At 67.9% G+C, this 21,817-nt stretch carries 19 protein-coding genes and 1 pseudogene; 11 read left to right on the top strand and 9 right to left on the bottom strand.

Annotated features, from left to right (window positions below):
- Positions 1-20: 20 nt before the first annotated feature.
- Together ACSION_RS04680 and ACSION_RS04675 are read right to left on the bottom strand one after the other, a co-directional pair.
- Complete coding sequence (locus ACSION_RS04680) at positions 21-842, bottom strand: SDR family oxidoreductase (RefSeq protein WP_435305062.1); 822 nt, start codon at positions 840-842, stop codon at positions 21-23.
- Positions 843-882: 40 nt separating this feature from the next.
- Positions 883-1,539 carry a serine/threonine protein kinase gene (locus ACSION_RS04675; RefSeq protein WP_435305061.1) on the bottom strand — a complete coding sequence of 219 codons (657 nt, stop codon included), beginning with the start codon at positions 1,537-1,539 and terminating at the stop codon, positions 883-885.
- 69 nt (positions 1,540-1,608) lie between these two features.
- Here ACSION_RS04675 and ACSION_RS04670 point away from each other — a divergent pair, with 69 nt between their 5' ends.
- Positions 1,609-3,615: a VTT domain-containing protein gene (locus tag ACSION_RS04670; RefSeq protein WP_435305060.1), complete on the top strand. Its 2,007-nt coding sequence runs from the start codon at positions 1,609-1,611 to the stop codon at positions 3,613-3,615.
- Between the two features lie 8 nt (positions 3,616-3,623).
- On the opposite strand, the gene ACSION_RS04665 is transcribed toward ACSION_RS04670, so the two are convergent.
- The 4 genes from ACSION_RS04665 to ACSION_RS04650 form a co-directional block, all read right to left on the bottom strand.
- Positions 3,624-4,202, bottom strand: coding sequence for an LON peptidase substrate-binding domain-containing protein (locus tag ACSION_RS04665; RefSeq protein ID WP_093490064.1), 579 nt, complete (start codon positions 4,200-4,202; stop codon positions 3,624-3,626).
- A 102-nt stretch (positions 4,203-4,304) separates the two neighbouring features.
- On the bottom strand, positions 4,305-5,690 hold the full coding sequence (locus ACSION_RS04660) for a S8 family serine peptidase (RefSeq protein WP_435305059.1): 1,386 nt from the start codon (positions 5,688-5,690) through the stop codon (positions 4,305-4,307).
- A 289-nt stretch (positions 5,691-5,979) separates the two neighbouring features.
- Positions 5,980-7,347 (bottom strand): UDP-N-acetylmuramate:L-alanyl-gamma-D-glutamyl-meso-diaminopimelate ligase, encoded by a 1,368-nt coding sequence (gene mpl, locus ACSION_RS04655; RefSeq protein ID WP_435305058.1) that lies wholly within the window; start codon positions 7,345-7,347, stop codon positions 5,980-5,982.
- Between the two features lie 290 nt (positions 7,348-7,637).
- The gene (locus ACSION_RS04650) at positions 7,638-8,216 is read right to left on the bottom strand and encodes an adenylate kinase (protein ID WP_435305057.1); all 579 of its coding nucleotides are present in this window, start codon (positions 8,214-8,216) and stop codon (positions 7,638-7,640) included.
- A 121-nt stretch (positions 8,217-8,337) separates the two neighbouring features.
- Here ACSION_RS04650 and ACSION_RS04645 point away from each other — a divergent pair, with 121 nt between their 5' ends.
- The 4 genes from ACSION_RS04645 (at position 8,338) to ACSION_RS04630 (ending at position 10,597) form a co-directional block, all read left to right on the top strand.
- Positions 8,338-9,594, top strand: coding sequence for a 6-phosphofructokinase (locus tag ACSION_RS04645; protein ID WP_435305056.1), 1,257 nt, complete (start codon positions 8,338-8,340; stop codon positions 9,592-9,594).
- A gap of 7 nt (positions 9,595-9,601) precedes the next feature.
- Complete coding sequence (locus ACSION_RS04640; protein WP_435305055.1) at positions 9,602-9,994, top strand: DUF488 domain-containing protein; 393 nt, start codon at positions 9,602-9,604, stop codon at positions 9,992-9,994.
- Between the two features lie 71 nt (positions 9,995-10,065).
- Positions 10,066-10,197 (top strand): hypothetical protein, encoded by a 132-nt coding sequence (locus ACSION_RS04635; protein ID WP_435305054.1) that lies wholly within the window; start codon positions 10,066-10,068, stop codon positions 10,195-10,197.
- A 31-nt stretch (positions 10,198-10,228) separates the two neighbouring features.
- Positions 10,229-10,597: a DUF4440 domain-containing protein gene (locus ACSION_RS04630; protein WP_435305053.1), complete on the top strand. Its 369-nt coding sequence runs from the start codon at positions 10,229-10,231 to the stop codon at positions 10,595-10,597.
- On the opposite strand, the gene ACSION_RS04625 is transcribed toward ACSION_RS04630, so the two are convergent.
- The gene (locus ACSION_RS04625) at positions 10,594-11,112 is read right to left on the bottom strand and encodes a hypothetical protein (RefSeq protein WP_435305052.1); all 519 of its coding nucleotides are present in this window, start codon (positions 11,110-11,112) and stop codon (positions 10,594-10,596) included. The genes ACSION_RS04630 and ACSION_RS04625 overlap by 4 nt on opposite strands.
- Positions 11,113-11,365: 253 nt before the next feature.
- On the opposite strand from ACSION_RS04625, the pseudogene ACSION_RS04620 reads away from it, so the two are divergent.
- Positions 11,366-13,393, top strand: a pseudogene (locus ACSION_RS04620) (sodium-translocating pyrophosphatase); the annotation flags it as partial.
- Between the two features lie 60 nt (positions 13,394-13,453).
- Positions 13,454-13,789, top strand: a complete 336-nt coding sequence (locus ACSION_RS04615) for an OmpA family protein (protein ID WP_435306654.1) — start codon at positions 13,454-13,456, stop codon at positions 13,787-13,789.
- 60 nt (positions 13,790-13,849) lie between these two features.
- On the opposite strand, the gene ACSION_RS04610 is transcribed toward ACSION_RS04615, so the two are convergent.
- Positions 13,850-14,413, bottom strand: coding sequence for a hypothetical protein (locus tag ACSION_RS04610; protein WP_435305051.1), 564 nt, complete (start codon positions 14,411-14,413; stop codon positions 13,850-13,852).
- Positions 14,414-14,552: 139 nt separating this feature from the next.
- Positions 14,553-15,584 carry a LysR family transcriptional regulator gene (locus tag ACSION_RS04605; protein WP_093490054.1) on the bottom strand — a complete coding sequence of 344 codons (1,032 nt, stop codon included), beginning with the start codon at positions 15,582-15,584 and terminating at the stop codon, positions 14,553-14,555.
- Between the two features lie 354 nt (positions 15,585-15,938).
- Between ACSION_RS04605 and ACSION_RS04600 the strand changes: the two genes are divergently transcribed.
- The 4 genes from ACSION_RS04600 (at position 15,939) to ACSION_RS04585 (ending at position 21,786) form a co-directional block, all read left to right on the top strand.
- Positions 15,939-16,382: a hypothetical protein gene (locus ACSION_RS04600; protein WP_435305050.1), complete on the top strand. Its 444-nt coding sequence runs from the start codon at positions 15,939-15,941 to the stop codon at positions 16,380-16,382.
- The gene (locus tag ACSION_RS04595; protein WP_435305049.1) at positions 16,379-17,185 is read left to right on the top strand and encodes an SDR family NAD(P)-dependent oxidoreductase; all 807 of its coding nucleotides are present in this window, start codon (positions 16,379-16,381) and stop codon (positions 17,183-17,185) included. Before ACSION_RS04600 ends, ACSION_RS04595 begins: the two co-directional genes overlap by 4 nt.
- A 131-nt stretch (positions 17,186-17,316) precedes the next feature.
- Positions 17,317-18,525, top strand: a complete 1,209-nt coding sequence (locus tag ACSION_RS04590; protein ID WP_435305048.1) for an efflux RND transporter periplasmic adaptor subunit — start codon at positions 17,317-17,319, stop codon at positions 18,523-18,525.
- A gap of 90 nt (positions 18,526-18,615) precedes the next feature.
- Positions 18,616-21,786, top strand: a complete 3,171-nt coding sequence (locus tag ACSION_RS04585) for an efflux RND transporter permease subunit (RefSeq protein WP_093490049.1) — start codon at positions 18,616-18,618, stop codon at positions 21,784-21,786.
- Positions 21,787-21,817: the final 31 nt, after the last annotated feature.

Below are 21,817 nucleotides of genomic sequence, written 5' to 3'. Positions count from 1 at the left end.
GGAGAAGGGAGAGGGGGGCGTCAGGGGTCGACGAACAGGTCGGGCAGCAGCGGCTGCGAAGCATCGACGGCATAGCCGGAGAAATCGGCGATGCCGGTCTCGCGCAGCACCTCTTCGTCGATGAGGAAGTTCCCGTGGAAACCGCGCGCCTCGCGTACCAGCACCGCGTGCGCGGCATCGGCCACGATCTGCGGCGTGCGACAGCGCGGGATCTCCACGCCCGGGATCATGTTCAGCGCGTCGGTGGCGATGATGGTGCGCGGCCACAATGCGTTGACGGCGATGCCCTGCGGACCGAATTCGCCGGCCAGGCCCAGCGTCACGAAGCTCATGCCCATCTTGGCCAGCGTGTAGCCGGTGTGCGGCGCCCACCATTTCGGATCCAGCGATGGCGGCGGCGCCAGCGTCAGGATGTGCGGGTTGGCGGCGTCCTTCAGGTACGGCAGGCAGGCCTGCGCGCACAGAAAGCTGCCGCGCGCATTGACCTGCTGCATCAGGTCGAAGCGCTTCATCGGCGTGTCCAGCGCACCGGCCAGCCAGATGGCGCTGGCGTTGTTCACCAGGATATCGATACCGCCGAAGGCATCGGCCGTGGCGGCCATCGCCGCCTTCACCTCGTCCTCTTCGCGGATGTCGCACTTGAGCGCGAGTCCTCGGCCGCCCGCCTCGTTCACCGCGTGCGCGGCGGTGTGGATGGTGCCGGGTAGCTTCGGATTCGGCACCGACGACTTCGCGGCGATGGCGACGTTGGCGCCATCGCGCGCGGCGCGCAGCGCGATGGCCAGGCCGATGCCGCGCGAAGCGCCGGTGATGAAGAGGGTCTTGCCGGCCAGCGAGGTCATGGCGTGCTCCGAGGAAAAGATCGGGTGGATGCGGATGCGCTCACGGCTTCGGTCCCTGCCCTTCGTTGTCTTCCCACTTCAGCAACCGACGGGTGATGAAGCGATAGACAGGCTTCCCGGTGCGGAACCACAGGTCGCGCAGCCAGGAGGTGCGCTTGAGCACGCGCTTCTCGACAGGCGTGAGCGAGGCGCTGCAATACATGCGCTTGTGCTTGAGCAGATGGCGCAGGTCCTGGCGCGCCAGCAGGCGCATCCAGCGCGAGCGCGGGTGGCCGCGGGTGGCGAGCTGGAAATCGATGATCGCCGGGCGGCCATCTTCCAGGACCAGCCAGTTCGCTTCCTTCGCCAGGTCGTTGTGGGCGATGCCGCGGCGATGCAACTGCTTGAGCAGTCGGTGCGCGGCGCGGAAATAGGCAAGGTCACCGCGGGGCGGCCGCTGGTACATCGCCGCACCCTCCATGTAGCTGCGGTCGAGCCGGCGACCGGTCCAGTCCCGCAGCTGTGGCACGTCGGCCATGCCGGCGACCTTGCGCAGCGCCAACGCTTCGCGGCGTGCCAGCCACCAGGCGGGCAGCCTGAGCCACAGCGGCACGTGCGCGAGATCACGGCGCACGAACGGGCCATCCGGGCCCTGCATCAGCGAGATGCGCCCGAAGCTGTCGGCCTTGAGTGCAGCGATTTCGGAAGGCGAGCGCAAGTCCACCTCGTCATTCTACCGTCCGAAGGGAGGGGGTGCCGGTCAGCGACCGCCGCCTATAATCCGCCGATGGATTCCACCTGGTTCGACTCCCTGCTCGCCTGGATCAGCGCGCATCCCGTGGCCGCGGGGCTGGTGATCTTCGCCATCGCCTTCTGCGACGCGGTGATCATCCTCGGCGCCATCGTGCCAGCGCTGCCGCTGCTGTTCGCGGTGGGCGTGCTGATCGGGCTGGGCGAAATCTCCGGCCCGTACGCCGTGGCCTGCGCGATGCTGGGCGCCCTGATCGGCGATGCGACCAGTTACTGGGTCGGCCATCGCTGGGGCCAGCAGTTGCGTACGGTGTGGCCGTTCCGTCGCTACCCGCAGCTGCTGGACCGGGGCGAACTGCTGTTCCGCCGCAATGCCTGGAAGAGCATCTTCGTGGCGCGCTTCGTCGGCCCCATTCGTCCCTTCGTGCCGGCCGTGGCCGGCATCTCGCGGATGCCGCTGCGCCGCTACGGCATGGCGAGTGCCGCGGCCTGCCTGGCGTGGTCGGTGTCCTTCCTGCTGCCGGGCTGGGTGCTGGGCCACGCCTACGATGCCGTCGCCGCCGTCGCGGGCCGTCTCGCTCTGGTGCTGGGCCTGCTGGTCGTCGTGCTGGCGGTCGCCTGGGCGCTGGTGCTCTACACCTACCGCTGGTTCGCGGCGCACGCCGATGCGCTGCTGGCGCGCGCGCTGGCGTGGTCGCATGCGCATCCCGTGCTGGGGCGCTACACCGCGGCGGTCTTCGATCCGGGCCGTCGCGAATCCGTGCCACTGGCGCTGCTCGCGATCCTGTTGCTGGCCATCGTCTGGGTGTGGTTCGCGTTCCTGGTGATCGTCATCGGCCACGGCGAACCGCTGGCGATGGACGTGATGGTCTACGACCTGATGCGCGCATTGCGCAATCCGCTCGCGGACTACCCGCTGGCCGCGATCGCCTCGTTCGGCGACGAACAGGTGCTCGCCCCCGCCTCGCTGCTGGTGCTGGCCTACCTGGCCTGGCGCAAGCGCTGGATGGCCGCGGCCCACTGGGTCGCGGCGCTGGCGTTCGGCCTGGCGCTGACGGCATGGCTCGGCGCGTCGGTGGACATTCCGAAGCCGCCATCGGTCAGCAGCGGCTTCGGCTTTCCCTCGATCGCGGTCACCATGTCCACGATCACCTTCGGCTTCTTCGCCGTGCTGATCGCGCGCGAACTGCCAGGACGCACACGGGTGTGGCCCTACCTGGTGTCGGGCATCGTGGTGGCGCTGATCGGCTTCGCGCGCATCTACCTGGGCGCGCACTGGCTCAGCGACGTGATCGGCGGCATGCTGTTCGGGCTGGTGTGGCTGCTGGTGCTCGGCATCGCCTACCGCCGCCGCATGGTGCGTTCGTTCTGGATCAAACCGATCGCCTGGCTGTTCTACGGGGCCTTCGTGATCGCGGGCCTGTGGCATGCGCCGCGCAACGTGGAGCACATGCTGGCGCAGTTCCAGACCCCGGTGATCGAGCGCACACTGGCCCTGCAGGACTGGTGGCAACGCGATTGGCAGACGCTGCCTGCGCGTCGCAACGAATTCGACGACGAACAGCGCTGGCCGCTGGACGTCCAGGTCGCCGGACCGCTGACTCCGTTGAAGGCGGCACTGGCCGCACAGGGCTGGCGTGAGCAGTCGCAGGCGGGCTGGCAGGAAGCACTGAACCTGCTCGACAGCGACTCGCCCGACAACGAACAACCCGTGCTGCCCGCGACGCTCGACACGCGCGCGGAAAGCCTGCTGATGGTGCGCGCCGGCGACCAGCCGGGCGAAGTCTTCGTGCTACGTCTGTGGCCGGCGGATACGCGCCTGCAGCCCGGCAACGTACCTTTGTGGATCGGCAGCGCCCAGGTGTTGCAGCAGCAACGCGCATTCAACCTGGTGCGCCTGTGGCGGCCGCTGCGCGAAGCCCGCACGGCATTGGACGCGGTCAGCCAGGTCACCACGGACCTGGACCATGCCATTGCGCCGCATCCGGATTCCGGCCTGCCCGTCCTGCGGATCTGCACCACCGATGTCGACGCAGCGCGCTGAGCGCCGGGTCAATCGATCCAGTTGAGCAGGTGTTGCAGGCGCGCGTGGGGATCGTCTTCCTGGAGCACGCTGACGCGCTGCTCCGGCGTGATCGGCAGCACCTGGGCGAGCCGCCAACCGACCCAGGCGGCATGTTCGAAGATGCGCGACGGCAGCTTGCTCATGTCGGTGCCGGTCTTTTCCATCATGGTCTGCAACAAGGTGCCCAGCAGTGCGTGCTCGGGTCGCAACGCCTCATCGTGATCGGCGGCGAGCCACTCGACATCGGCCAACACCAGGCCGTTGTCGCGCACGCGGGTGCGATGCACGTGGAAGCGACGATGCCCACGCACGCGCAAGGACAGCAGGCCGTCCGCACCCATGTCGAAGTCCTCGATCATCGCCTCGGTGCCGTAGGCCGCCGGCGTGGCCGGCGCGCCAACCTCACTCCCCTCCAGGATCAGGCAGACGCCGAATCCGCCGCCCGACCGACCGCAGTCCCGCACCAGATCGAGATAGCGCCGCTCGAACACGCGCAGGTCCATGGCAGCACCGGGCAGCAGCACCTGCTGCAGCGGGAACAGCGGAAGGGATTCCAGTGATCGCATGCGGCCAGTTTAAGGGCCGACCAACCGCGTCGGGAAGCAGAAAAGAAAAGGGCCACGCCGTGATCGACGTGGCCCTCGCGCTTGGCCCTGCAGCTCAGCACATCACTGCGTGACGGCACGCCGTGCGTTCACGCGCCCTGCGCCGAACGTCGGATCATTGCCCGGCTTGCCGAGATCGTCCGCCGATGCGCGCAGGATGCGCTCTACGGCCGCCGGCGAGAGTTCGCCGCCGTGCTTGCCGATGATCAGCGCCGCGACGCCGGAAACATGCGGTGCGGCCATGCTGGTGCCGGCGGACCAACCGTAGCTCGCGGCGCCGGAGGTCGTACTGAAGACCATGTCCCACACCCAGCACGGACGCACGATGCCCTTGAACGTGCAGTTCTCGGTGCCGGGATAGTCGTAGTTGCCGCCCGGCGCGCCGAAATGGATCGCCGACTGTCCATAGTTGCTGTAGCTGGCGCGGATGTCGAAGTCGGTGCCGGTGGGATTCTTCAGCCAGGCCAGCGGGCCCAGGGCGCTGACGGTGATGACGCCAGGCAGCTGGCCGGGGAACGAGCGCAGGTTCACCGTGGTGCACGTGCCGTCGGTATCGCAGACGCGGCCACTGTCATGGTCCAGATCGCGGCCGTCGTTGCCGGCCGACGCGACCACGGTGGCGTTCTGCTTGTTGGCATACCGCACGGCGCGCGCGGTCGCGTTGACGAGCTCCGCCACTTCGCTGCCACCCACCGGCAGGCCGCCGTTGACGCCCAGGCTCATGTTGATGACGTCCGCACCGGCGTCGGCGGCATGCACGATGCCCTGGATGATGGCCGCGAACGAGCCGCTGCCCGTGACCGGGTTCAGCACCTTCACCGCGATCAGCTCCGCCTCGGGCGCCACGCCGATCGTGCCGATGCCATTGTCCGCCGCGCCGATGGTGCCCATCACATGCGTGCCGTGCGTACTGCCGCTGGTGTTGCAGTAAGTCTGGCCGGCCACGAACGATGCCGACTTGGCGGTGTTGAGATTGGGGATGATGTCCAGGTGCGCGCAGTACACGCCGGAATCGAGCACTGCGACGGTGGCGCCGCGCCCCCGATAACCCGCGTTCCAGGCACCTGCCGCATCGATGGCCGCGTGGCCCCATTGGAAGTCGAAGAAGCTATCGTTGTCGCCGGATGCGGGCGGGTTCGCGTAGTCGGCGGTGACCTCTTCCGTCGCGGCCGGCAGGTCGTACTGGATCGCCACATCGGCGACGGCCGAGCGCACGGCGGGAATGCGACCCGCGTTCGTGCTGAACGCCGGGTTGTCGGATTCCACGATCGCCACGCCGATCTGCGGCAGGCGCGCCACGATGCGGCCGCCTGCGGCTTCGATGCGGCCGGCGAGCTGGTTGTCGAAACTGTTGCCGTTCGCGGTCACCACGTAGGTGGCGGCGTGCGCCACACCAGTGCACGCAAGTGTTGCGATGGCGAGTCCAAGGGCCTGGGCAAGTCGGTTCATGCAGCATCTCCTGGGAATGGACGAAGGACGCGGCATGGCCGCGCGTGGGCCCACTCTAGCCATTCGGAATCCAGGTGCTTGCCACGTAGGGAGATCATCCGACCGGCCAGCACGCACAGCACCGATTCCGTACGCCGACGCATGCAGCTGGAAGCCTTGCAGCGCCGCACAGCCTTGCCGCGTGCACGGCGTGATGGGCTCATTGCGCGGCGCTGCAGCATGTGCGATCGGGCGATGCACCCGCACCCATTGCGAGATGACGCGACGACTACATGCGTGAAGCCGCCCTTCAGGCGGCCGGCGTCGCCAATGCCGCCAGGAACCGCCGCGGCGCACCATCGAACCCGCCATTCGACATGAAGACCACGTGGTCGCCGGGGCGCACGATTTCGCGCAATGCCGCGATCAGCGCATCGGCATCCGGCACGGTGCGGGCATCGCCGCGGATGGCGGCGACGACCTTCGCCGCATCCCACGCCAGTTCCGGGCGATGCAGGAACACCACCGCATCGGCGATGTCGAGCGAGGGCGCCAGCGCATCGGCATGCGCGCCCGAACGCATCGAATTGCTGCGCGGCTCCATCGCGACCACGATGCGCGCGGCGCCGACGCGTGCGCGCAAGCCTTCCAGCGTCGTGTGGATCGCGGTGGGATGGTGGGCGAAGTCGTCGTAGAGCGTGATGCCGTCATGCTGGCCGATCACTTCCAGCCGACGCTTCACGCTGCGGAACGCGGCCAGCGAAGGCAGCACCGTGGCGATATCCACGCCGACGGCGTTGCACGCGGCCAGTGCCGCCAAGCCGTTGAGCACGTTGTGCCGGCCCAGCATCGGCCAATGCACTTCGCCGATCTCCACGCCGTTGTAGCGCACGGCGAATGCGCTGCCGTCGTCGCGGATCAGGCGGGCGCTCCATTCCAGCGATGCATCGAAGCCGAAACGTTCCACCGGCGTCCAGCATCCCATCGCCAGCACCTCCGCCAAACGCGCGTCCTCGCCGTTGACGATCAGGCGGCCACGGCGCGGCACCGTGCGCACGAGGTGGTGGAACTGGCGCTGGATCGCCGCCACGTCCGGGAAGATGTCGGCGTGGTCGTATTCCAGGTTGTTGAGGATGGCGACCAGCGGGCGGTAGTGGACGAACTTGCTGCGCTTGTCGAAGAACGCCGTGTCGTACTCGTCGGCCTCGACGACGAATTCGCGGCCGCCGCCGATGCGGGCGGACACGCCGAAGTCCTCGGCGACCCCGCCGATCAGGAAGCCCGGCGAACGACCGGCCGCTTCCAACAGGTAGGTCAGGATGGTCGTGGTGGTGGTCTTGCCGTGCGTGCCGGCCACCGCGAGCGTGTCGCGCCCAGGCAGCACGCGCTCGGAAAGCCACTGCGCGCCGGAGATGTAGCGCCGCCCCTGGTCCAGCACCGCTTCCACCGCCTGGTTGCCGCGCGAGAGGGCATTGCCGATGACGATCTCGTCGCAATCCGGCGCGATGTTCTGCGGCTGGTAGCCCTGCGCCAGCGCGATACCGAGCTTCTCGAGCTGGGTCGACATGGGCGGGTAAATGGCCTGGTCACTGCCTTCGACGGTATGGCCGAGTTCGCGGGCCAAGGCGGCCACGCCGCCCATGAAGGTGCCGGCGATGCCGAGGATGTGGATCTTCAAGACTGCGCTTCCGGAAAGAGTCCGCGAACTTTAGCCGAGCGCGCCCGCTTAGGCATCCGTACGACGACGACGGCGTGATGGCGGTTCAGCGGGAAAGGCGCAGCGCTTGGAGGTCGACGCTGCGTGTCTTGGCCTTCACCACCCGCCTGTTGCGGCCGTCTAGCCGCTCAATCCGCTGCTGCAGGCGTACGGTCTGACGCTCTCGACCACGCCCTGATCGACAACGCATGCGCCAACGAAAACGCCCCGGCTAGCCGGGGCGTTTTCCTGTCCGAACGCGGCGGTCGACCTCAGCCGACGGCCTTCTCCGGCGCGATCGATTCGGTGATCCGGGTGAAGACGTCGTCCAGCGAGCCGACGCCGTCGACGACAGTCAGTTCGCCCTGCTGGCGGTAGAAATCGATGACCGGTGCCGTCTGGTCGGTGTAGATCTGCAGGCGCTTGCGGACCGATTCCGGATTGTCGTCGGCGCGGCCTTCGGCCTTGGCGCGGCCGGCGATGCGCTCCACCAGCAGTTCGGTGGGCACTTCCAGCTGCACGGCGAAGTCGAACTTCTGTCCCAGCTTGGCCAGCAGTTGGCCCAGCGCGGCAGCCTGCACCAGGTTGCGCGGGTAGCCGTCGAGGATGAAGCCGGCCTGGGTGTCGTCGCGGGAGAACCGGTCTTCCAGCATGCCGAGCAGGATGTCGTCGCTGACCAGCTCGCCGCGCGCCATCACTTCCTTCGCCTGCAAGCCCAGCGGGCTGCCGGCGGCCACTTCGGCGCGCAGCAGGTCGCCGGTGGAAATGTGCGGCACCTGCAGGTAGTCCTTCAGGCGCGCTGCCTGAGTGCCCTTGCCCGACCCGGGTGGGCCCAGTAGAACCAATCGCATGCTGTAACTCCCGAAACTGGAATCCTGCGGGCGGTGGATCGCGCCTGGCGCCTGGCGCCGCGCTGCACCGCGTCATCTGTGTGAAGCTTACCGCATCCCCGCACCCCGGAACGAACCCCACATGGCGTCTGGCACCCTACTTTATGCGCAGTCCGGCGGCGTCACCTCCGTCATCAACGCCTCCGCCTCGGCGGTCATCACGGAAGCGCGGTCCCGGAAAATCAAGGTCTTGGCCGCACGCAACGGCATCCTCGGCGCCCTGCGCGAAGAGCTGATCGACACCAGCAAGGAGTCGGCCGCGGCCATCCGCGGGCTGGCCCATACACCCGGCGGCGCCTTCGGCAGCTGCCGGGTCAAGCTGAAGTCGCTGGAGGCCGATCGGGCCAAGTACGAGCGCCTGTTGGCCGTGCTGAAGGCGCACGACGTGCGTTACTTCCTCTACAACGGCGGCAACGACTCCGCCGACACCGCCTGGAAGGTCTCGCAGCTGGCACAGGCCTTCGATTACCCGCTGACCTGCATCGGCGTGCCGAAGACGGTGGACAACGACCTCGCCGTCACCGACACCTGCCCCGGCTTCGGCTCGGCGGCGAAGTACACGGCCGTCTCCGTGCGGGAAGCCGCGCTGGACGTGGCCGCGATGGCGGAAACCTCCACCAAGGTCTTCGTCTACGAGGCCATGGGCCGGCACGCCGGCTGGCTGGCCGCGGCCGCTGGCCTGGCCGGGCAGTCCGCGGACGAGGCGCCGCACATCATCTTGTTCCCCGAGCGCGCGTATGACGAAACGCAGTTCCTCGCGCAGGTGAAGAAGGTCGTCGACAGGGTCGGCTGGTGCGTGGTGGTGGCCAGCGAAGGCATCCAGCATGCCGACGGCCGCTTCGTCGCCGATGCCGGCGGCGGCAAGGACTCGTTCGGCCATACCCAACTGGGCGGCGTCGCGTCGTACCTCGCGGGACGCGTGAAGGACCAGTTGGGCCTGAAGGTGCATTGGACCCTGCCCGACTACCTGCAGCGTTCGGCGCGCCACATCGCGTCGAAGACCGATTGGGAACAGGCGCAGGCCGTCGGCAAGGCCGCGGTGCAGTTCGCCCTGAAGGGACAGAACGCGGTGATGCCGGTGATCGTGCGCACGTCCGATGCGCCGTTCCGCTGGAAGATCGAGGCCGCGCCGTTGTCGAAGGTGGCGAACCACGAGAAGAAATTTCCGCCCAGCTTCATCCGCAAGGATGGCTACGGCATCACCGACAAGGCGCGCGCTTACCTGCAGCCACTGATCCGCGGCGAGGCCTATCCGCCCTACGGCACCAACGGCCTGCCCAAGTACGTCGCGCTGAAGAACGTCGCAGTGAAGAAGAAGCTGCCGGCCTGGGAGGGCTGACCGCCGGATGGGCATCCGCATCGTCCGGCTCGGCAGCCCGCGCGCGAAAGACGAAGGTCTGCGCATCGGCACGGTGCGCCGGCCGCCGCGTGGCGTGCCGAAATCCGAGTTCGCCTCGCAGGACTGGTATGACGTCTGGTATCCCGCGCTCGCGCCGAGCGCGGAATTGGTGAAGGAAGCCCAGGACGCCGCCACGCCCAAAGCGTGGGCGGCGTTCGCGAAGAAGTACCGCGCCGAGATGGCCGCGCCCGACACCGCGCGCATGCTGGACCTGTTGGCCGCGCTGTCGCATGGCAGCGATTTCTCGGTGGGTTGTTACTGCGAGGACGAGGGGCGCTGCCATCGGTCGGTGCTGCGCGCACTGCTGGACGAACGCGGCGCAGTGCTTCTGGCAGGGTGACTTCAGGCACCGTCGTAGCGACGGTGACGCTGCTAGCGTGGACGTCGTCGCCACGCCTCAGGAATTCCGCCATGTTCCGCAAAGTGCTTATCGGGCTGCTTGCCGTCGCCATCGGCCTCGCCATCGCGGGCGCCGGCTACCGTTTCGGGCAATACCTCGCGCAAAAGGATTCGGCGAATCCTGCCGTGCGCGCCACGTCCTGACGACCCGCAGCCAGCGCGCTAGCATGAGGCGATGGACGACCTGCTCGCCGACCTGACGGCCCTCGAAACCGAACTCCACCACCCCGGCGCAACCTGCACGCGCGCCCGGCTGGAGCACCTGCTGCACCCGGATTTCCACGAGATCGGCCGCTCGGGCACGCGCTACACACGCCAGACGGTCATCGATTTCCTCACCGACCGTTCTTCACTACCGCACGTCGCGGCATACGACCATCGCCTGGAAAGGCTCGCGGACGATGTGGCGTTACTGCATTTCGCCTCGCACGGTATCGAAGGCGACGGCGCACGGATCCATGCCGCATTGCGCATGTCGGTATGGCGACGCACCGCCCTGGGCTGGCAACTGCACTACCACCAGGGCACGCCAACCGCCGGCTAGCGACAGGCCTTGCCTTCGACGTCCAGCTTTGCTGCGAACAACGTCAGCGAAGCCGCCTGCGCCGCGCCCGCGGCCTGCTGTTTCGCGTCCTGCAGGTAGATGCGCGACTGGCCCTGGCCATCTGCTGCCGGCGGGGCCGCACTGCCCGGCTTGCGCCACACGCGGACCACGGCCTGCTGCGACGGGCACGACGCATTCGGCACGCGGATCACATCGTTGAGTTTCCAGCCGGCGGCCACCGAAGGCCTGGCCTTGTCGAAGTCCACGAAGCGCGCACGCGGCTGGCATTGCGGGCTGGTGCGGACAGGCGAGTAGCGATACGGCTGCGACGCATCACCGGTGAAGGCGCCCTCCAGGCGTGCACAGGCCTCCGGAATCTGGCGCAGGCTGTGCACGACGCCGGTCGCCTGCGCCTTCGCGGCGGGGCGCTGGATCTCCGGTGCCGGATCGGCGGCGTGGGCCGCGGACGCGAGCAGGCAGGCGGCAAGCAGCGGGGCTGCGACACTGGGACGCATGGCGACTCCGGAACAAAACGGGACGTGGGCCGCAAGGCTGGCACGGGACGGCTGAACCCATCCGTCACATATGGCGGTGCGCACGCCATCCGGTCATACTCGGGCCAGCTCCAGGGAATTGTCTGAACACGGGTTTCGTGCTGCAGGGCATCGCAGCGGTCGAGTGCGCTCAATCGTTCAACAGGCTCCACCAGGATTGGGTTGCAAGTTCACGCGCTTCGCTGGACGACATCCATCAACCTTGGGAGGGGTCATGCTGGAACAACACGGTTTGACGCTGGCGCTGATCTGCGCCGGCGTGGCGATCATCTATGGCGTGGTAGCCGCGCGCTGGATCCTGAAACAACCCGCCGGCAACAGCCGCATGCAGGAAATCGCAGCGGCCGTGCAGGAAGGCGCCAGCGCTTATCTCAACCGGCAGTACACGACCATCGGCATCGCCGGCATCGTGCTGTTCGCACTGATCGGTTTCTTCCTGTCTTGGCCCAGCGCCATCGGCTTCCTCATCGGCGCCGTGCTGTCGGGCGCTGCCGGCTACATCGGCATGAACGTCTCGGTGCGCGCCAACGTGCGCACCGCTGAAGCCGCCAGCAAAGGCATGAGCGCGGCGATGGACGTGGCCTTCAAGGGCGGCGCCATCACCGGCATGCTGGTGGTCGGGCTGGGCTTGCTGGGCGTGGTCGGCTACTTCGCCGTACTCCACCTGCACATGGGCTACAGCGAGGCCGACGCACTGCATGCGCTGGTGGGCCTGGCATTCGGCTCGTCGCTGATCTCGATCTTCGCCCGCCTGGGCGGCGGCATCTTCACCAAGGGCGCGGACGTCGGTGCGGACCTGGTGGGCAAGGTGGAAGCCGGCATTCCCGAGGACGACCCGCGCAACCCGGCGGTGATCGCCGACAACGTCGGCGACAACGTGGGCGACTGCGCCGGCATGGCGGCGGACCTGTTCGAGACCTACGCGGTCACCATCATCGCGACGATGCTGCTGGGCAGCCTGATGGCCGCGCAGGCCGGCGAACACGCGGTGCTCTATCCGCTGGTGCTGGGCGGCGTATCGATCATCGCTTCGATCATCGGCGCTTTCTTCGTCAAGGTGAAAGCAGGCGGCTCGATCATGGGCGCGCTGTACAAGGGCGTGATCGTGTCGGCCGTGCTGGCCGCGATCGCGTTCTATCCGATCACCACGCAGCTGATGGCCGATTCGTCCTACGGGGCGATGAACCTGTATTTCTGCGCCCTGGTCGGCCTCGCGCTCACGGGCATCATCGTGTGGATCACCGAGTACTACACCGGCACGCAATACGCGCCGGTCAAGCACGTCGCGGCGGCTTCGACGACGGGCCACGGTACCAACATCATCGCGGGTCTCGGCGTGTCGATGCGTTCGACCGCGTGGCCGGTGGTGGCGGTGTGCCTGGCCATCCTCGGCGCCTACGCACTGGGCGGCCTGTACGGCATCGCCATCGCCGCGACCGCGATGCTGTCGATGGCCGGCATGATCGTGGCGCTGGACGCCTACGGCCCGATCACCGACAACGCCGGCGGCATCGCCGAGATGGCGGAACTGCCGCCGGAGATCCGCAACATCACCGATCCGCTGGATGCGGTGGGCAACACGACCAAGGCGGTGACCAAGGGCTATGCGATCGGGTCGGCCGCGCTGGCGGCGCTGGTGCTGTTCGCCGACTACACGCACAACCTGCAGACGGAAAATCCCGGTGCGGTGTTCACCTTCGACCTGTCCAACCATCTGGTGATCGTCGGCCTGCTGATCGGTGGCCTGATCCCCTACCTGTTCGGCGCGATGGCGATGGAAGCCGTCGGCCGTGCGGCGGGCAGCGTGGTGGAGGAAGTGCGTCGGCAGTTCCGCGAGATCCCCGGGATCATGGCGGGCACCGCCAAGCCGGACTACAGCAAGGCCGTCGACATGCTGACGAAGTCGGCGATCAAGGAAATGATCGTGCCTTCACTGCTGCCGGTGATCGTGCCGATCGTCGTCGGCCTGCTGCTGGGTCCGCAGGCGCTGGGCGGCCTGCTGATCGGCACCATCGTGACCGGCCTGTTCGTCGCGATCTCGATGACCACCGGCGGCGGCGCGTGGGATAACGCCAAGAAGTACATCGAGGACGGCCACCACGGCGGCAAGGGCAGCGAAGCGCACAAGGCCGCAGTCACCGGCGACACCGTCGGTGATCCCTACAAGGACACGGCTGGTCCGGCGATCAATCCGCTGATCAAGATCATCAACATCGTCGCGCTGCTGCTGGTGCCGGTGTTGCCGGTGAACGGCTGGCTGGGCAGCGCCACGTCAACGGAGGTCGCGGCGCACGCTGCACCGATGGCCGCCAGCGAAGTGGTGGATGGCCATTCGGCCAAGCTGTACTTCGACACCAGCTCGGCCGTGGTGCCGGCCGACACCAGCGCGCGCCTGGCCGGCGTGCTGGGTACGCTGCATGCCGACCCGAATGCCCGCGCGCGGGTGTCCGGCTTCCACGATGCGAGCGGCGACCTGGCCGCGAACGAGGCCCTGGCCAAGCAGCGCGCCGAGGCGATCCAGCAGTGGCTGGTGGTCAATGGCGTCGCCGCCGAACGCATCGTGCTGGACAAGCCGGCGCAGACGACCGGCGACGGCGACGGGGACGAAGCACGTCGGGTGGAAGTCACGGTCGAATGACGTGACCTTGCTGCAGCAACGAAAAAGGCGGCCTCGGCCGCCTTTTTCTTCGTCCGCGCATCAGGTCCCGGGCTGCAACGCCACCACGCGCACGTCGACGTCCTTGCAGGCGTTGTCGCGGCAGATGCCGTTCACCCAGGCCTCGCCGTTGCCGAACATCACGCCCTTGTAGTTGACCATGAGCTGCGAGTACTTCTGCTTCGTGATCGCGTCGGCGATGCCTGGCGTGACGATCCGGTCGTAGTCGCGCACGAAGGCCTCGGCATCGGCGACCCTCAACGGCTCGCCATCGCGCACCGTGGTGAAGGGATAGTCGACCAGCGCGGCCACCGCGGCCGCATCGCGCGCGGCAACCGATTGCTGCAACCGGCGGATCACCGTTTCGTAGCGGACGTGGTCGCCGAGCACCTCGTCGATGGACTGGTTCACGGCAGCGGGATCGTCGACGACGGCCGCGACCTGCGTTGCGGGGACGGTAGCCGGTGCGGGCGACGATGCATCGGTGGACGCATCGGCGGACGCGGCGGTCGGAGCGGCTGCGACAGGCGTCGTCTCAGGTTCCGGTGTCGACGGCGTACACGCCGCCAGCCACAGCACCATCGGGGTGGCAATCAGCTTCTTCATCGTGCGGCTTCCTGGTTCTGGTGGCGAACGTGGTGCGAAGGTCCGTCCCTGGCACGACAGCCGAGCTCCGGCGGTGCGCCCCCATGGTAGCGGTGGGCGCACGGACAAGCGTTCGGGAATCGTTAGCCGGGCGACCCCGTCAGCTCAGCACGTCGGCCAGCACCTTGCGCCCTACGGCCGCGGCTTCGGCTTCCACTTCCGGCGTGGCTTCGGCCGCCGCACGCGCCTCGGCCTGCTGCTTCAGGTACACCGGGCAGTGCTCCATCATGTAGTCGACGTCGAACTTCATCCGCTCGACCAAGAAGTCGACGAACGCACGCACCTTCGGCGACTGCACATGCCCGCGCGGGAACACCGCGTTGAATTCGAATTCCGGCCCGGTCCAGCCCGCGAGCACGCGCTGCAGGTGGCCCTGCTCCAGGTACGGCTTCACCATCACGTCCGCGCCGACCATCAGGCCTTCGCCGCAGAGCAGCGCGCCCTTCAGCGCCGCCGGATCGTTGGCCACCAGGATGGGATTGATCGGATAGTCCTGTTCGCCGTTCGCATCGCGCAGTGTCAGCGCGAAACCGTTGCCGCGACGATGCTTCTGCATCGCCAGCACGCGGTGGTGCTGCAGGTCGTTCGGATGCAGCGGTTCGCCGTAGCGCGCGAGGTATTTCGGGCTGGCGTAGACCTGCGTGCGCAGCGTGCTCAGGCGACGCGCGACCAGGTTGGAATCGGGCAGGTTGCCGATGCGCAACGCCACGTCGATCTCGCCGGAGATCAGATCGAGCGTGTCGTTGGCGAGGATCATCTCCACGCGGATCTCGGGATACTGCGCGTGGAACTCGCCCAGCAGCGGCGCGATCTTGTCGATGCCGATCGAATACGGTGCGGTGAAGCGCAGCCAGCCGCGCGGGCCCGCATGCAGCTGGCTCACGGCGCTCGCGGCTTCGTTGAGTTCGCGCGCGATGCGCTGGCAGTGTTCGTAGTAGACGTTGCCGGCTTCGGTCAGGCCCAGCTTGCGCGTGGTCCGGTGCAGCAACTGCGCGCCGAGGCGCGTCTCCAGTTCCTGCACTTTGCGGCTGACGGTGGTCTTGGGCAGGCGCAGTGATTGGGCGGCGGCAACGAAGCTGCCCTGCTCCACCACTTTGACGAAGATCAGGGTGTCGTTGAGGTCGTGGCTCATCGGTCTGGCTCCAGGGGGACACGGGGCATTAGCCCGCTGACGGGATGATTATTCCCCTAAATCAGGACTAATCAAGTCCTCATTGGGGGCGTAACGTGCCACCCATCGTCCCAGCACGGGTTCCCTCGCCATGTTGCTCGCCCGCCTCTTCCAGACCCTGGACCACCCGGCCGCCCCCCAGGAGGCCCCGTCCTATCAAGCGTTTCGCCGCTCCAAGCACCTGATCCGGCAGGAAGTCGCTGGTCCGGTGGTGGCGCCCCGCTCGCAGCGCGGAGGCGTCGTGAGCGCTGGCCGCCGTCTGGCCCGGCTAGCCTCGGCAGATGGGATTATCCCCGTCGCGGGAGTATTCATCCCATGAGCGGGACAGTCGCCCATCGCCGTCCGACGAACGGTTCGCCGTCCGATGAAGCGGCACCGCTGCGCCTGGGCCGCTGCCAGTCGTTCGTCGCGGCCGCGCAGGATCGTGCAAGCGCTGAGCAGGATCCGGATATCGGCGATGCGCAGCGCGCCACCACACTGCACGGCATGCCCCGTTCCCTTCTCCGTGCCGCGCAGCGCTGGCTCGACGCCAGCGTGCGCGTGGTCGCTCGCTTCTTCCGCGCATCGGCCGCCCCGTCGTCATCCTCCCCTGCGACGGGTCGGCCGGTTTCGCGTGCGCTCTTCGCCGGCAAGGCGATGGGGTTCCGCGAGTTCACCGCGCCGCGCGCGTTCGCCAACGGCGAGCGTTCGCGCCTGCGGGTGAAGACGACCGGGACCAGCGCGCGCGTCATGCCGCTGCGCGTGCGGAGTCCGCAATGAGCCTCAGCCGCGACAGCCTGACTCCCGGCGCGCTGGTGCTCGGCGCGGGTGGCAACGTCGGTTTCGGCGTGGTCGGCGCGTTGCTCGAAGCCGGCAGCCCCGTGCTGGCCGTGGGCCGCGAAGGCCCGCGCATGAGCGCGCTGGCCGAACACTTCGAGGACGAGCCCGGGCTCGACCTGCTGCATGCGCCGTGCATCCACGACGACCGCGATGCCGCGCGCCTGGCCGAACAGGTCCGCGACCGAGGCCGTCCGTTGCGCGCAGTGTTCGCCAGCATGGGCACGCCGCTGCAGAGCGGCCGGCTGCTGGACCGTCCGGCGAGCTTCTTGCTCGAAAAGCTGGAAGCCGACCTGATTCCGCACCTGGCGGCCGCCCGCCATCTGCTGCCGTTGCTCGCCGAAGGTCAGCACACCGCGAACTACGTGCTGATCGGCGGCCCCTACGCCGAACGCGGCTGGTCCGGTTATGGCCACGCCTCGGTGACCGGCGCGGCGATGCGGATGCTGGCGCAGGTGCTGCACGAAGAAGCGCAGGCACTGGGTGTGCGCGTGCAGCTGCTGTCGGTCGACAAGCCGGTGTGCACGCCTGAGAACGCGGTCAATGCCTGCGCCGAATGGCCGAATGCGCTGGCGGTCGGTCGCAGCGCAGTGTCGCTGCTGACCCGCACCGACAAGCGCTCGCAGTCCATCGTCACCTGGACCGCGAAGGATGCCCAGCCGCCGGAGCGCACCGTGGCCTGCGATTTCGAAGAGACCTTGTTCGCGGTCGCGGGCGCGAAGCGGAACGGACGCGCCTCGGCCTGACTGTCACGCCGTACCGCCCTGCCCCGTCCTCGCGTCATGACCTGCCGATCCACCGCTTGACCTCAAGCACGCTTCAGGCTGCAGCCTAGTACGAACTTCCTTCCACCTCTCCCCCAACGAGACCACCACCCATGAACACGACCATCTCCTTCTCCTCGGGTTCGCGACGCCTGCTGGCGCTGGGGGCCTTCAGTGCCCTCGCCCTCGCCGTGCTGGCCGGCTGCAGCGGCCAGGCCGCCGAGAACGGCGCGCTGCCCCCGCCGCAGGTCAGCGTCGCCGCCGTGCCGGTCAAGACCGTCAGCCAGTGGGACGAATTCAGCGGCCGCGTCGAAGCCATCGAGCATGTCGACCTGCGTCCGCGCGTGTCCGGCTACATCGACCGCGTCACCTACACCGAAGGCCAGGAAATGAAGAAGGGCGACGTGCTCTTCACCATCGACGCCCGCAGCTATCGTGCCGAACTGGCGCGCGCGCAGGCCGAGCTGGCCCGCGCCCGCACCCAGGCCGAACTCGGCCGCAGCGAAGCCTCGCGCGCCAAGCGCCTGGCCGACCTGCAGGCGCTGTCCACCGAGGAGTACGAACAGCGCCGCGCCAACGCCGACCAGGCGCAGGCGAACGTCGCGGCCGCGCAGGCCGCGGTGGAAAGCGCCCGCCTCAACCTCGAATGGACCCATGTGCGCGCACCGATCGATGGCCGTGCCGGCCGCGCATTGGTCACCGCTGGCAACCTGGTCAGCGCCGGCGATGCCGCCAGCGTGCTGACCACGGTGGTCTCGCTGGACAAGGTGCACGTGCACTTCGATGCCGACGAGCGCGCGTTCCTGCGCTATGCCGAGATGGCGCGCAACGGCGAACGCCCGAGCGAACGCGACGGCAAGGTGCCGGTGCAGGTCGCGCTGGCCGACGAAACCGACTTCCCGCACGCGGGCGTGGTCGACTTCCTCGACAACCAGGTCGACCGCAGCACGGGCACCATCCGCGCCCGCGCCGTGCTCGACAACGCCGACCGCGTCTTCACCCCCGGCTTGTACGCCCGCGTGCGCCTGCTGGGCAGCGGCGAGTTCAAGGCCGCGCTGGTCGACGACAAAGCCGTGCTGACCGACCAGGACCGCAAGTACGTCTACGTGGTCGACAAGGAAGGCAAGGCGCAGCGCCGCGACGTCCAGATCGGCCGCATGGCCGACGGCCTGCGCATTGTCGAGAAGGGCCTGGCCGCCGGCGACCGCGTGATCGTCAGCGGCGTACAGAAGGTGTTCTTCCCCGGCATGCCGGTGGACGCCAAGGCCGTCGCAATGGGTGCGCAGGCGCCCGCGCCGACCCAGGCCGTCGCCAAGAACTGACGCCACCCGCACCGCAATGATGGAACCCACGCCTGCCGCTGACGCGGCAGGCGGCGGGGACGCTCTTTCTTCTTTCCAGGAAATCCACCCATGGACTTCTCAAGATTCTTCATCGACCGGCCGATCTTCGCCGCCGTGCTGTCGATCGTGATCTTCGCCGCCGGCCTGATCTCGATCCCGCTGCTGCCGATCGGCGAGTACCCCGAAGTGGTGCCACCCTCGGTCGTCGTGCGCACGGTGTATCCCGGCGCCAATCCGAAGGTGATCGCCGAAACCGTCGCCACGCCCCTCGAGGAAGCGATCAACGGCGTCGAGGACATGATGTACATCAAGTCCGTCGCCGGCTCCGACGGCGTGCTCTCGCTGACCGTGACCTTCAAGCCGGGTACCGACCCGGACGAGGCCGCTGTGCGCGTGCAGAACCGCGTGGCGCAGGCGCAGGCACGCCTGCCCGAAGACGTGCGCCGGCAGGGCGTGACCACGCAGAAGCAGTCGCCGGTGTTCCTGATGGTGGTCCACCTGACCTCCAAGGATGGCAAGTACGACTCGCTGTACCTGCGCAACTACATGCGCCTGCACGTGAAGGACGAACTGGCGCGCATTCCCGGCGTTGGCGACGCGCAGCAGTTCGGCGGTGGCGACTACGCCATGCGCCTGTGGCTGGACCCGGACAAGGTCGCCTCGCGCGGCATGACCGCCAGCGACGTGCTGCGCGCCGTGCGCGAGCAGAACGTGCAGGTCTCGGCCGGCCAGCTGGGCGCGGAACCGATGCCGAACGGCAGCGACTTCCTGCTGCCGATCAACGCCAAGGGCCGCCTGGAGACCGTCGAGGAATTCGGCAACATCGTGCTGAAGAGCGGCACCGATGGCGAGATCGTGCGCCTGGCCGACGTGGCCCGCATCGAGCTGGCCGCCGGCGACTACACGCTGCGCGCGCGCCTGGACGGCAAGAACGCCTCGGCGATCGGCATCTTCCAGGCACCGGGCGCGAACGCGCTCGAGATCCGCGATGCCGTGGTGGCGAAGATGGACGACATCCGTCCGACCCTGCCGCCGGGCGTCGAGATCCAGTCGATCTACGACACCACCGTGTTCGTGCGCGACTCGATCAAGTCGGTGATCACCACGCTGCTGGAAGCCACCCTGCTGGTGGTGCTGGTGGTGATCCTGTTCCTGCAGACCTGGCGCGCCTCGATCATCCCGCTGCTGGCGGTGCCGGTATCGGTGGTCGGTACGTTCGCCGTCCTCCATCTGCTGGGTTATTCGATCAACACGCTGACCCTGTTCGGCCTGGTACTGGCGATCGGCATCGTGGTGGACGACGCCATCGTGGTGGTCGAAAACGTGGAGCGCCACATCGAACACGGCGCGACCCCGCTCGAAGCCGCGCACCTGGCCATGAAGGAAGTGTCCGGGCCGATCATCGCGATCGCGCTGGTGTTGTGTGCTGTGTTCGTGCCGATGGCCTTCCTGACCGGCGTCACCGGTCAGTTCTACAAGCAGTTCGCGGTGACCATCGCCATCTCCACGGTGATCTCGGCGATCAACTCGCTGACCCTGTCGCCGGCACTGGCCGCCAAGCTGCTGAAGCCGCACGACGCGCCGAAGGATCGCCTGTCGCGCGTGATCGATGGCCTGTTCGGCTGGCTGTTCCGTCCGTTCAACCGCTTCTTCAAGCGCAATTCCGAGCGTTACGAAGGCGCAGTGGGCCGCACGCTGGGCCGTCGCGGCGCCGTGTTCGTGGTGTACGCCGTGCTGCTGGTAGGCGCGGCCCTGGTGTTCCGCGCGGTACCGGCCGGCTTCATCCCGGTGCAGGACAAGCAGTACCTGATCGCCGGCGTGAAGATGCCCGAAGGCGCGTCGATCGAGCGCACCGACGCCACGCTGAAGAAGATGGCGGCCATCGCCATGCAGGTGGAAGGCGTGGAGCACGAGGTCGCGTTCCCCGGCTTGAACCCGCTGCAGTTCACCAATACGCCGAACAATGGCGTGGTGTTCTTCACCCTGAAGCCGTTCAACGAGCGCTCCCGCAGTGCCGAGGACATCACCGCGGAACTGAACCAGAAGTTCGCCGGCATCCAGGAGGGCTTCACCTTCGCCTTCATGCCGCCGCCGATCCAGGGACTGGGCAACGGTTCGGGCTGGTCGCTCTTCATCGAGGACCGCACGCGCCTGGGCTACGGTGAACTGCAGAGCGCGGTGCAGGCCTTCCAGGGTGCGGCGTCGCAGACGCCGGGCCTGGGCTTCCCGATCAGCAGCTACCAGGCCAACGTGCCGCAGCTGGACGCCGAAGTCGACCGCGTGAAGGCCAAGGCGCAGGGCGTGCCGCTGACCGAGCTGTTCGACACGCTGCAAACCTACCTGGGTTCGGCCTACGTCAACGACTTCAACATGTTCGGCCGTACCTGGCAGGTGATCGCGCAGGCCGACGGTCCGTTCCGCGACAACGTCGAGGACATCGCCAACCTGCGTACCCGCAACGCCAACGGCGAGATGGTGCCGATCGGCAGCATGGTGAACATCAAGCAGACCTACGGCCCGGACCCGGTGATCCGCTTCAACGGCTATCCGGCCGCCGACCTGCTGGGTGAAGCCGACCCGCGCATCCTGTCGTCCGGCGAGGCGATGGCCAAGGTCACCGAACTGGCGCAGCAGGTGCTGCCGACCGGCATGGGCATCGACTGGAGCGACCTGAGCTACCAGCAGGCGACCCAGGGCAAGGCCGCGCTGGTGGTGTTCCCGCTGGCCGTCCTGCTGGCCTTCCTGGTGCTGGCCGCGCTGTACGAAAGCTGGACGCTGCCGCTGGCGGTGATCCTGATCGTGCCGATGACGCTGCTGTCCGCGCTGGCCGGCGTGTGGCTGGTGGGCGGCGACAACAACGTGTTCGTGCAGGTGGGCCTGGTGGTGCTGATGGGCCTGGCGTGCAAGAACGCCATCCTGATCGTCGAGTTCGCCCGCGAGCTGGAGCTGCAGGGCAAGGGCATCATCGAATCCGCACTGGAATCCTGTCGCTTGCGCCTGCGTCCGATCATCATGACGTCGGTGGCGTTCATCGCCGGCACCGTGCCGCTGGTGCTGTCCAGCGGCGCGGGCGCCGAGGTGCGCTCCGTCACCGGCATCACGGTGTTCGCCGGCATGCTGGGCGTCACCCTGTTCGGCCTGTTCCTGACGCCTGTTTTCTACGTGGCCCTGCGCAAGCTGGCCAACCGTCCGCTGGTCTCCCACGCGCCCGTCGCCGACACCGCGACGACGCACCCCTGATCCAATCCCCCCACTCCCACGAGGTCATGCC

Source organism: Pseudoxanthomonas sp. LjRoot125, assembly GCF_964252705.1.
Taxonomy (GTDB): Bacteria; Pseudomonadota; Gammaproteobacteria; order Xanthomonadales; family Xanthomonadaceae; genus Pseudoxanthomonas_A.
The sequence above is the reverse complement of the archived record's forward strand: the minus strand, read 5'-3'. Positions and strand labels throughout refer to the sequence as shown.

Excerpts from the sequence above, each read along its gene's own strand:
- ACSION_RS04665 (WP_093490064.1), bottom strand. The coding sequence starts at position 4,202 with ATGCGATCACTGGAATCCCTTCCGCTGTTCCCGCTGCAGCAGGTGCTG.
- ACSION_RS04650 (WP_435305057.1), bottom strand. The coding sequence starts at position 8,216 with ATGCGATTGGTTCTACTGGGCCCACCCGGGTCGGGCAAGGGCACTCAG.
- ACSION_RS04660 (WP_435305059.1), bottom strand. The coding sequence starts at position 5,690 with ATGAACCGACTTGCCCAGGCCCTTGGACTCGCCATCGCAACACTTGCG.
- ACSION_RS04635 (WP_435305054.1), top strand. The coding sequence starts at position 10,066 with ATGTTCCGCAAAGTGCTTATCGGGCTGCTTGCCGTCGCCATCGGCCTC.
- ACSION_RS04610 (WP_435305051.1), bottom strand. The coding sequence starts at position 14,413 with ATGAAGAAGCTGATTGCCACCCCGATGGTGCTGTGGCTGGCGGCGTGT.
- ACSION_RS04625 (WP_435305052.1), bottom strand. The coding sequence starts at position 11,112 with ATGCGTCCCAGTGTCGCAGCCCCGCTGCTTGCCGCCTGCCTGCTCGCG.
- ACSION_RS04615 (WP_435306654.1), top strand. The coding sequence starts at position 13,454 with ATGGCCGCCAGCGAAGTGGTGGATGGCCATTCGGCCAAGCTGTACTTC.
- ACSION_RS04680 (WP_435305062.1), bottom strand. The coding sequence starts at position 842 with ATGACCTCGCTGGCCGGCAAGACCCTCTTCATCACCGGCGCTTCGCGC.
- ACSION_RS04640 (WP_435305055.1), top strand. The coding sequence starts at position 9,602 with ATGGGCATCCGCATCGTCCGGCTCGGCAGCCCGCGCGCGAAAGACGAA.
- ACSION_RS04630 (WP_435305053.1), top strand. The coding sequence starts at position 10,229 with ATGGACGACCTGCTCGCCGACCTGACGGCCCTCGAAACCGAACTCCAC.
- ACSION_RS04585 (WP_093490049.1), top strand. The coding sequence starts at position 18,616 with ATGGACTTCTCAAGATTCTTCATCGACCGGCCGATCTTCGCCGCCGTG.
- ACSION_RS04590 (WP_435305048.1), top strand. The coding sequence starts at position 17,317 with ATGAACACGACCATCTCCTTCTCCTCGGGTTCGCGACGCCTGCTGGCG.
- ACSION_RS04605 (WP_093490054.1), bottom strand. The coding sequence starts at position 15,584 with ATGAGCCACGACCTCAACGACACCCTGATCTTCGTCAAAGTGGTGGAG.
- ACSION_RS04645 (WP_435305056.1), top strand. The coding sequence starts at position 8,338 with ATGGCGTCTGGCACCCTACTTTATGCGCAGTCCGGCGGCGTCACCTCC.
- ACSION_RS04595 (WP_435305049.1), top strand. The coding sequence starts at position 16,379 with ATGAGCCTCAGCCGCGACAGCCTGACTCCCGGCGCGCTGGTGCTCGGC.
- ACSION_RS04600 (WP_435305050.1), top strand. The coding sequence starts at position 15,939 with ATGAGCGGGACAGTCGCCCATCGCCGTCCGACGAACGGTTCGCCGTCC.
- ACSION_RS04670 (WP_435305060.1), top strand. The coding sequence starts at position 1,609 with ATGGATTCCACCTGGTTCGACTCCCTGCTCGCCTGGATCAGCGCGCAT.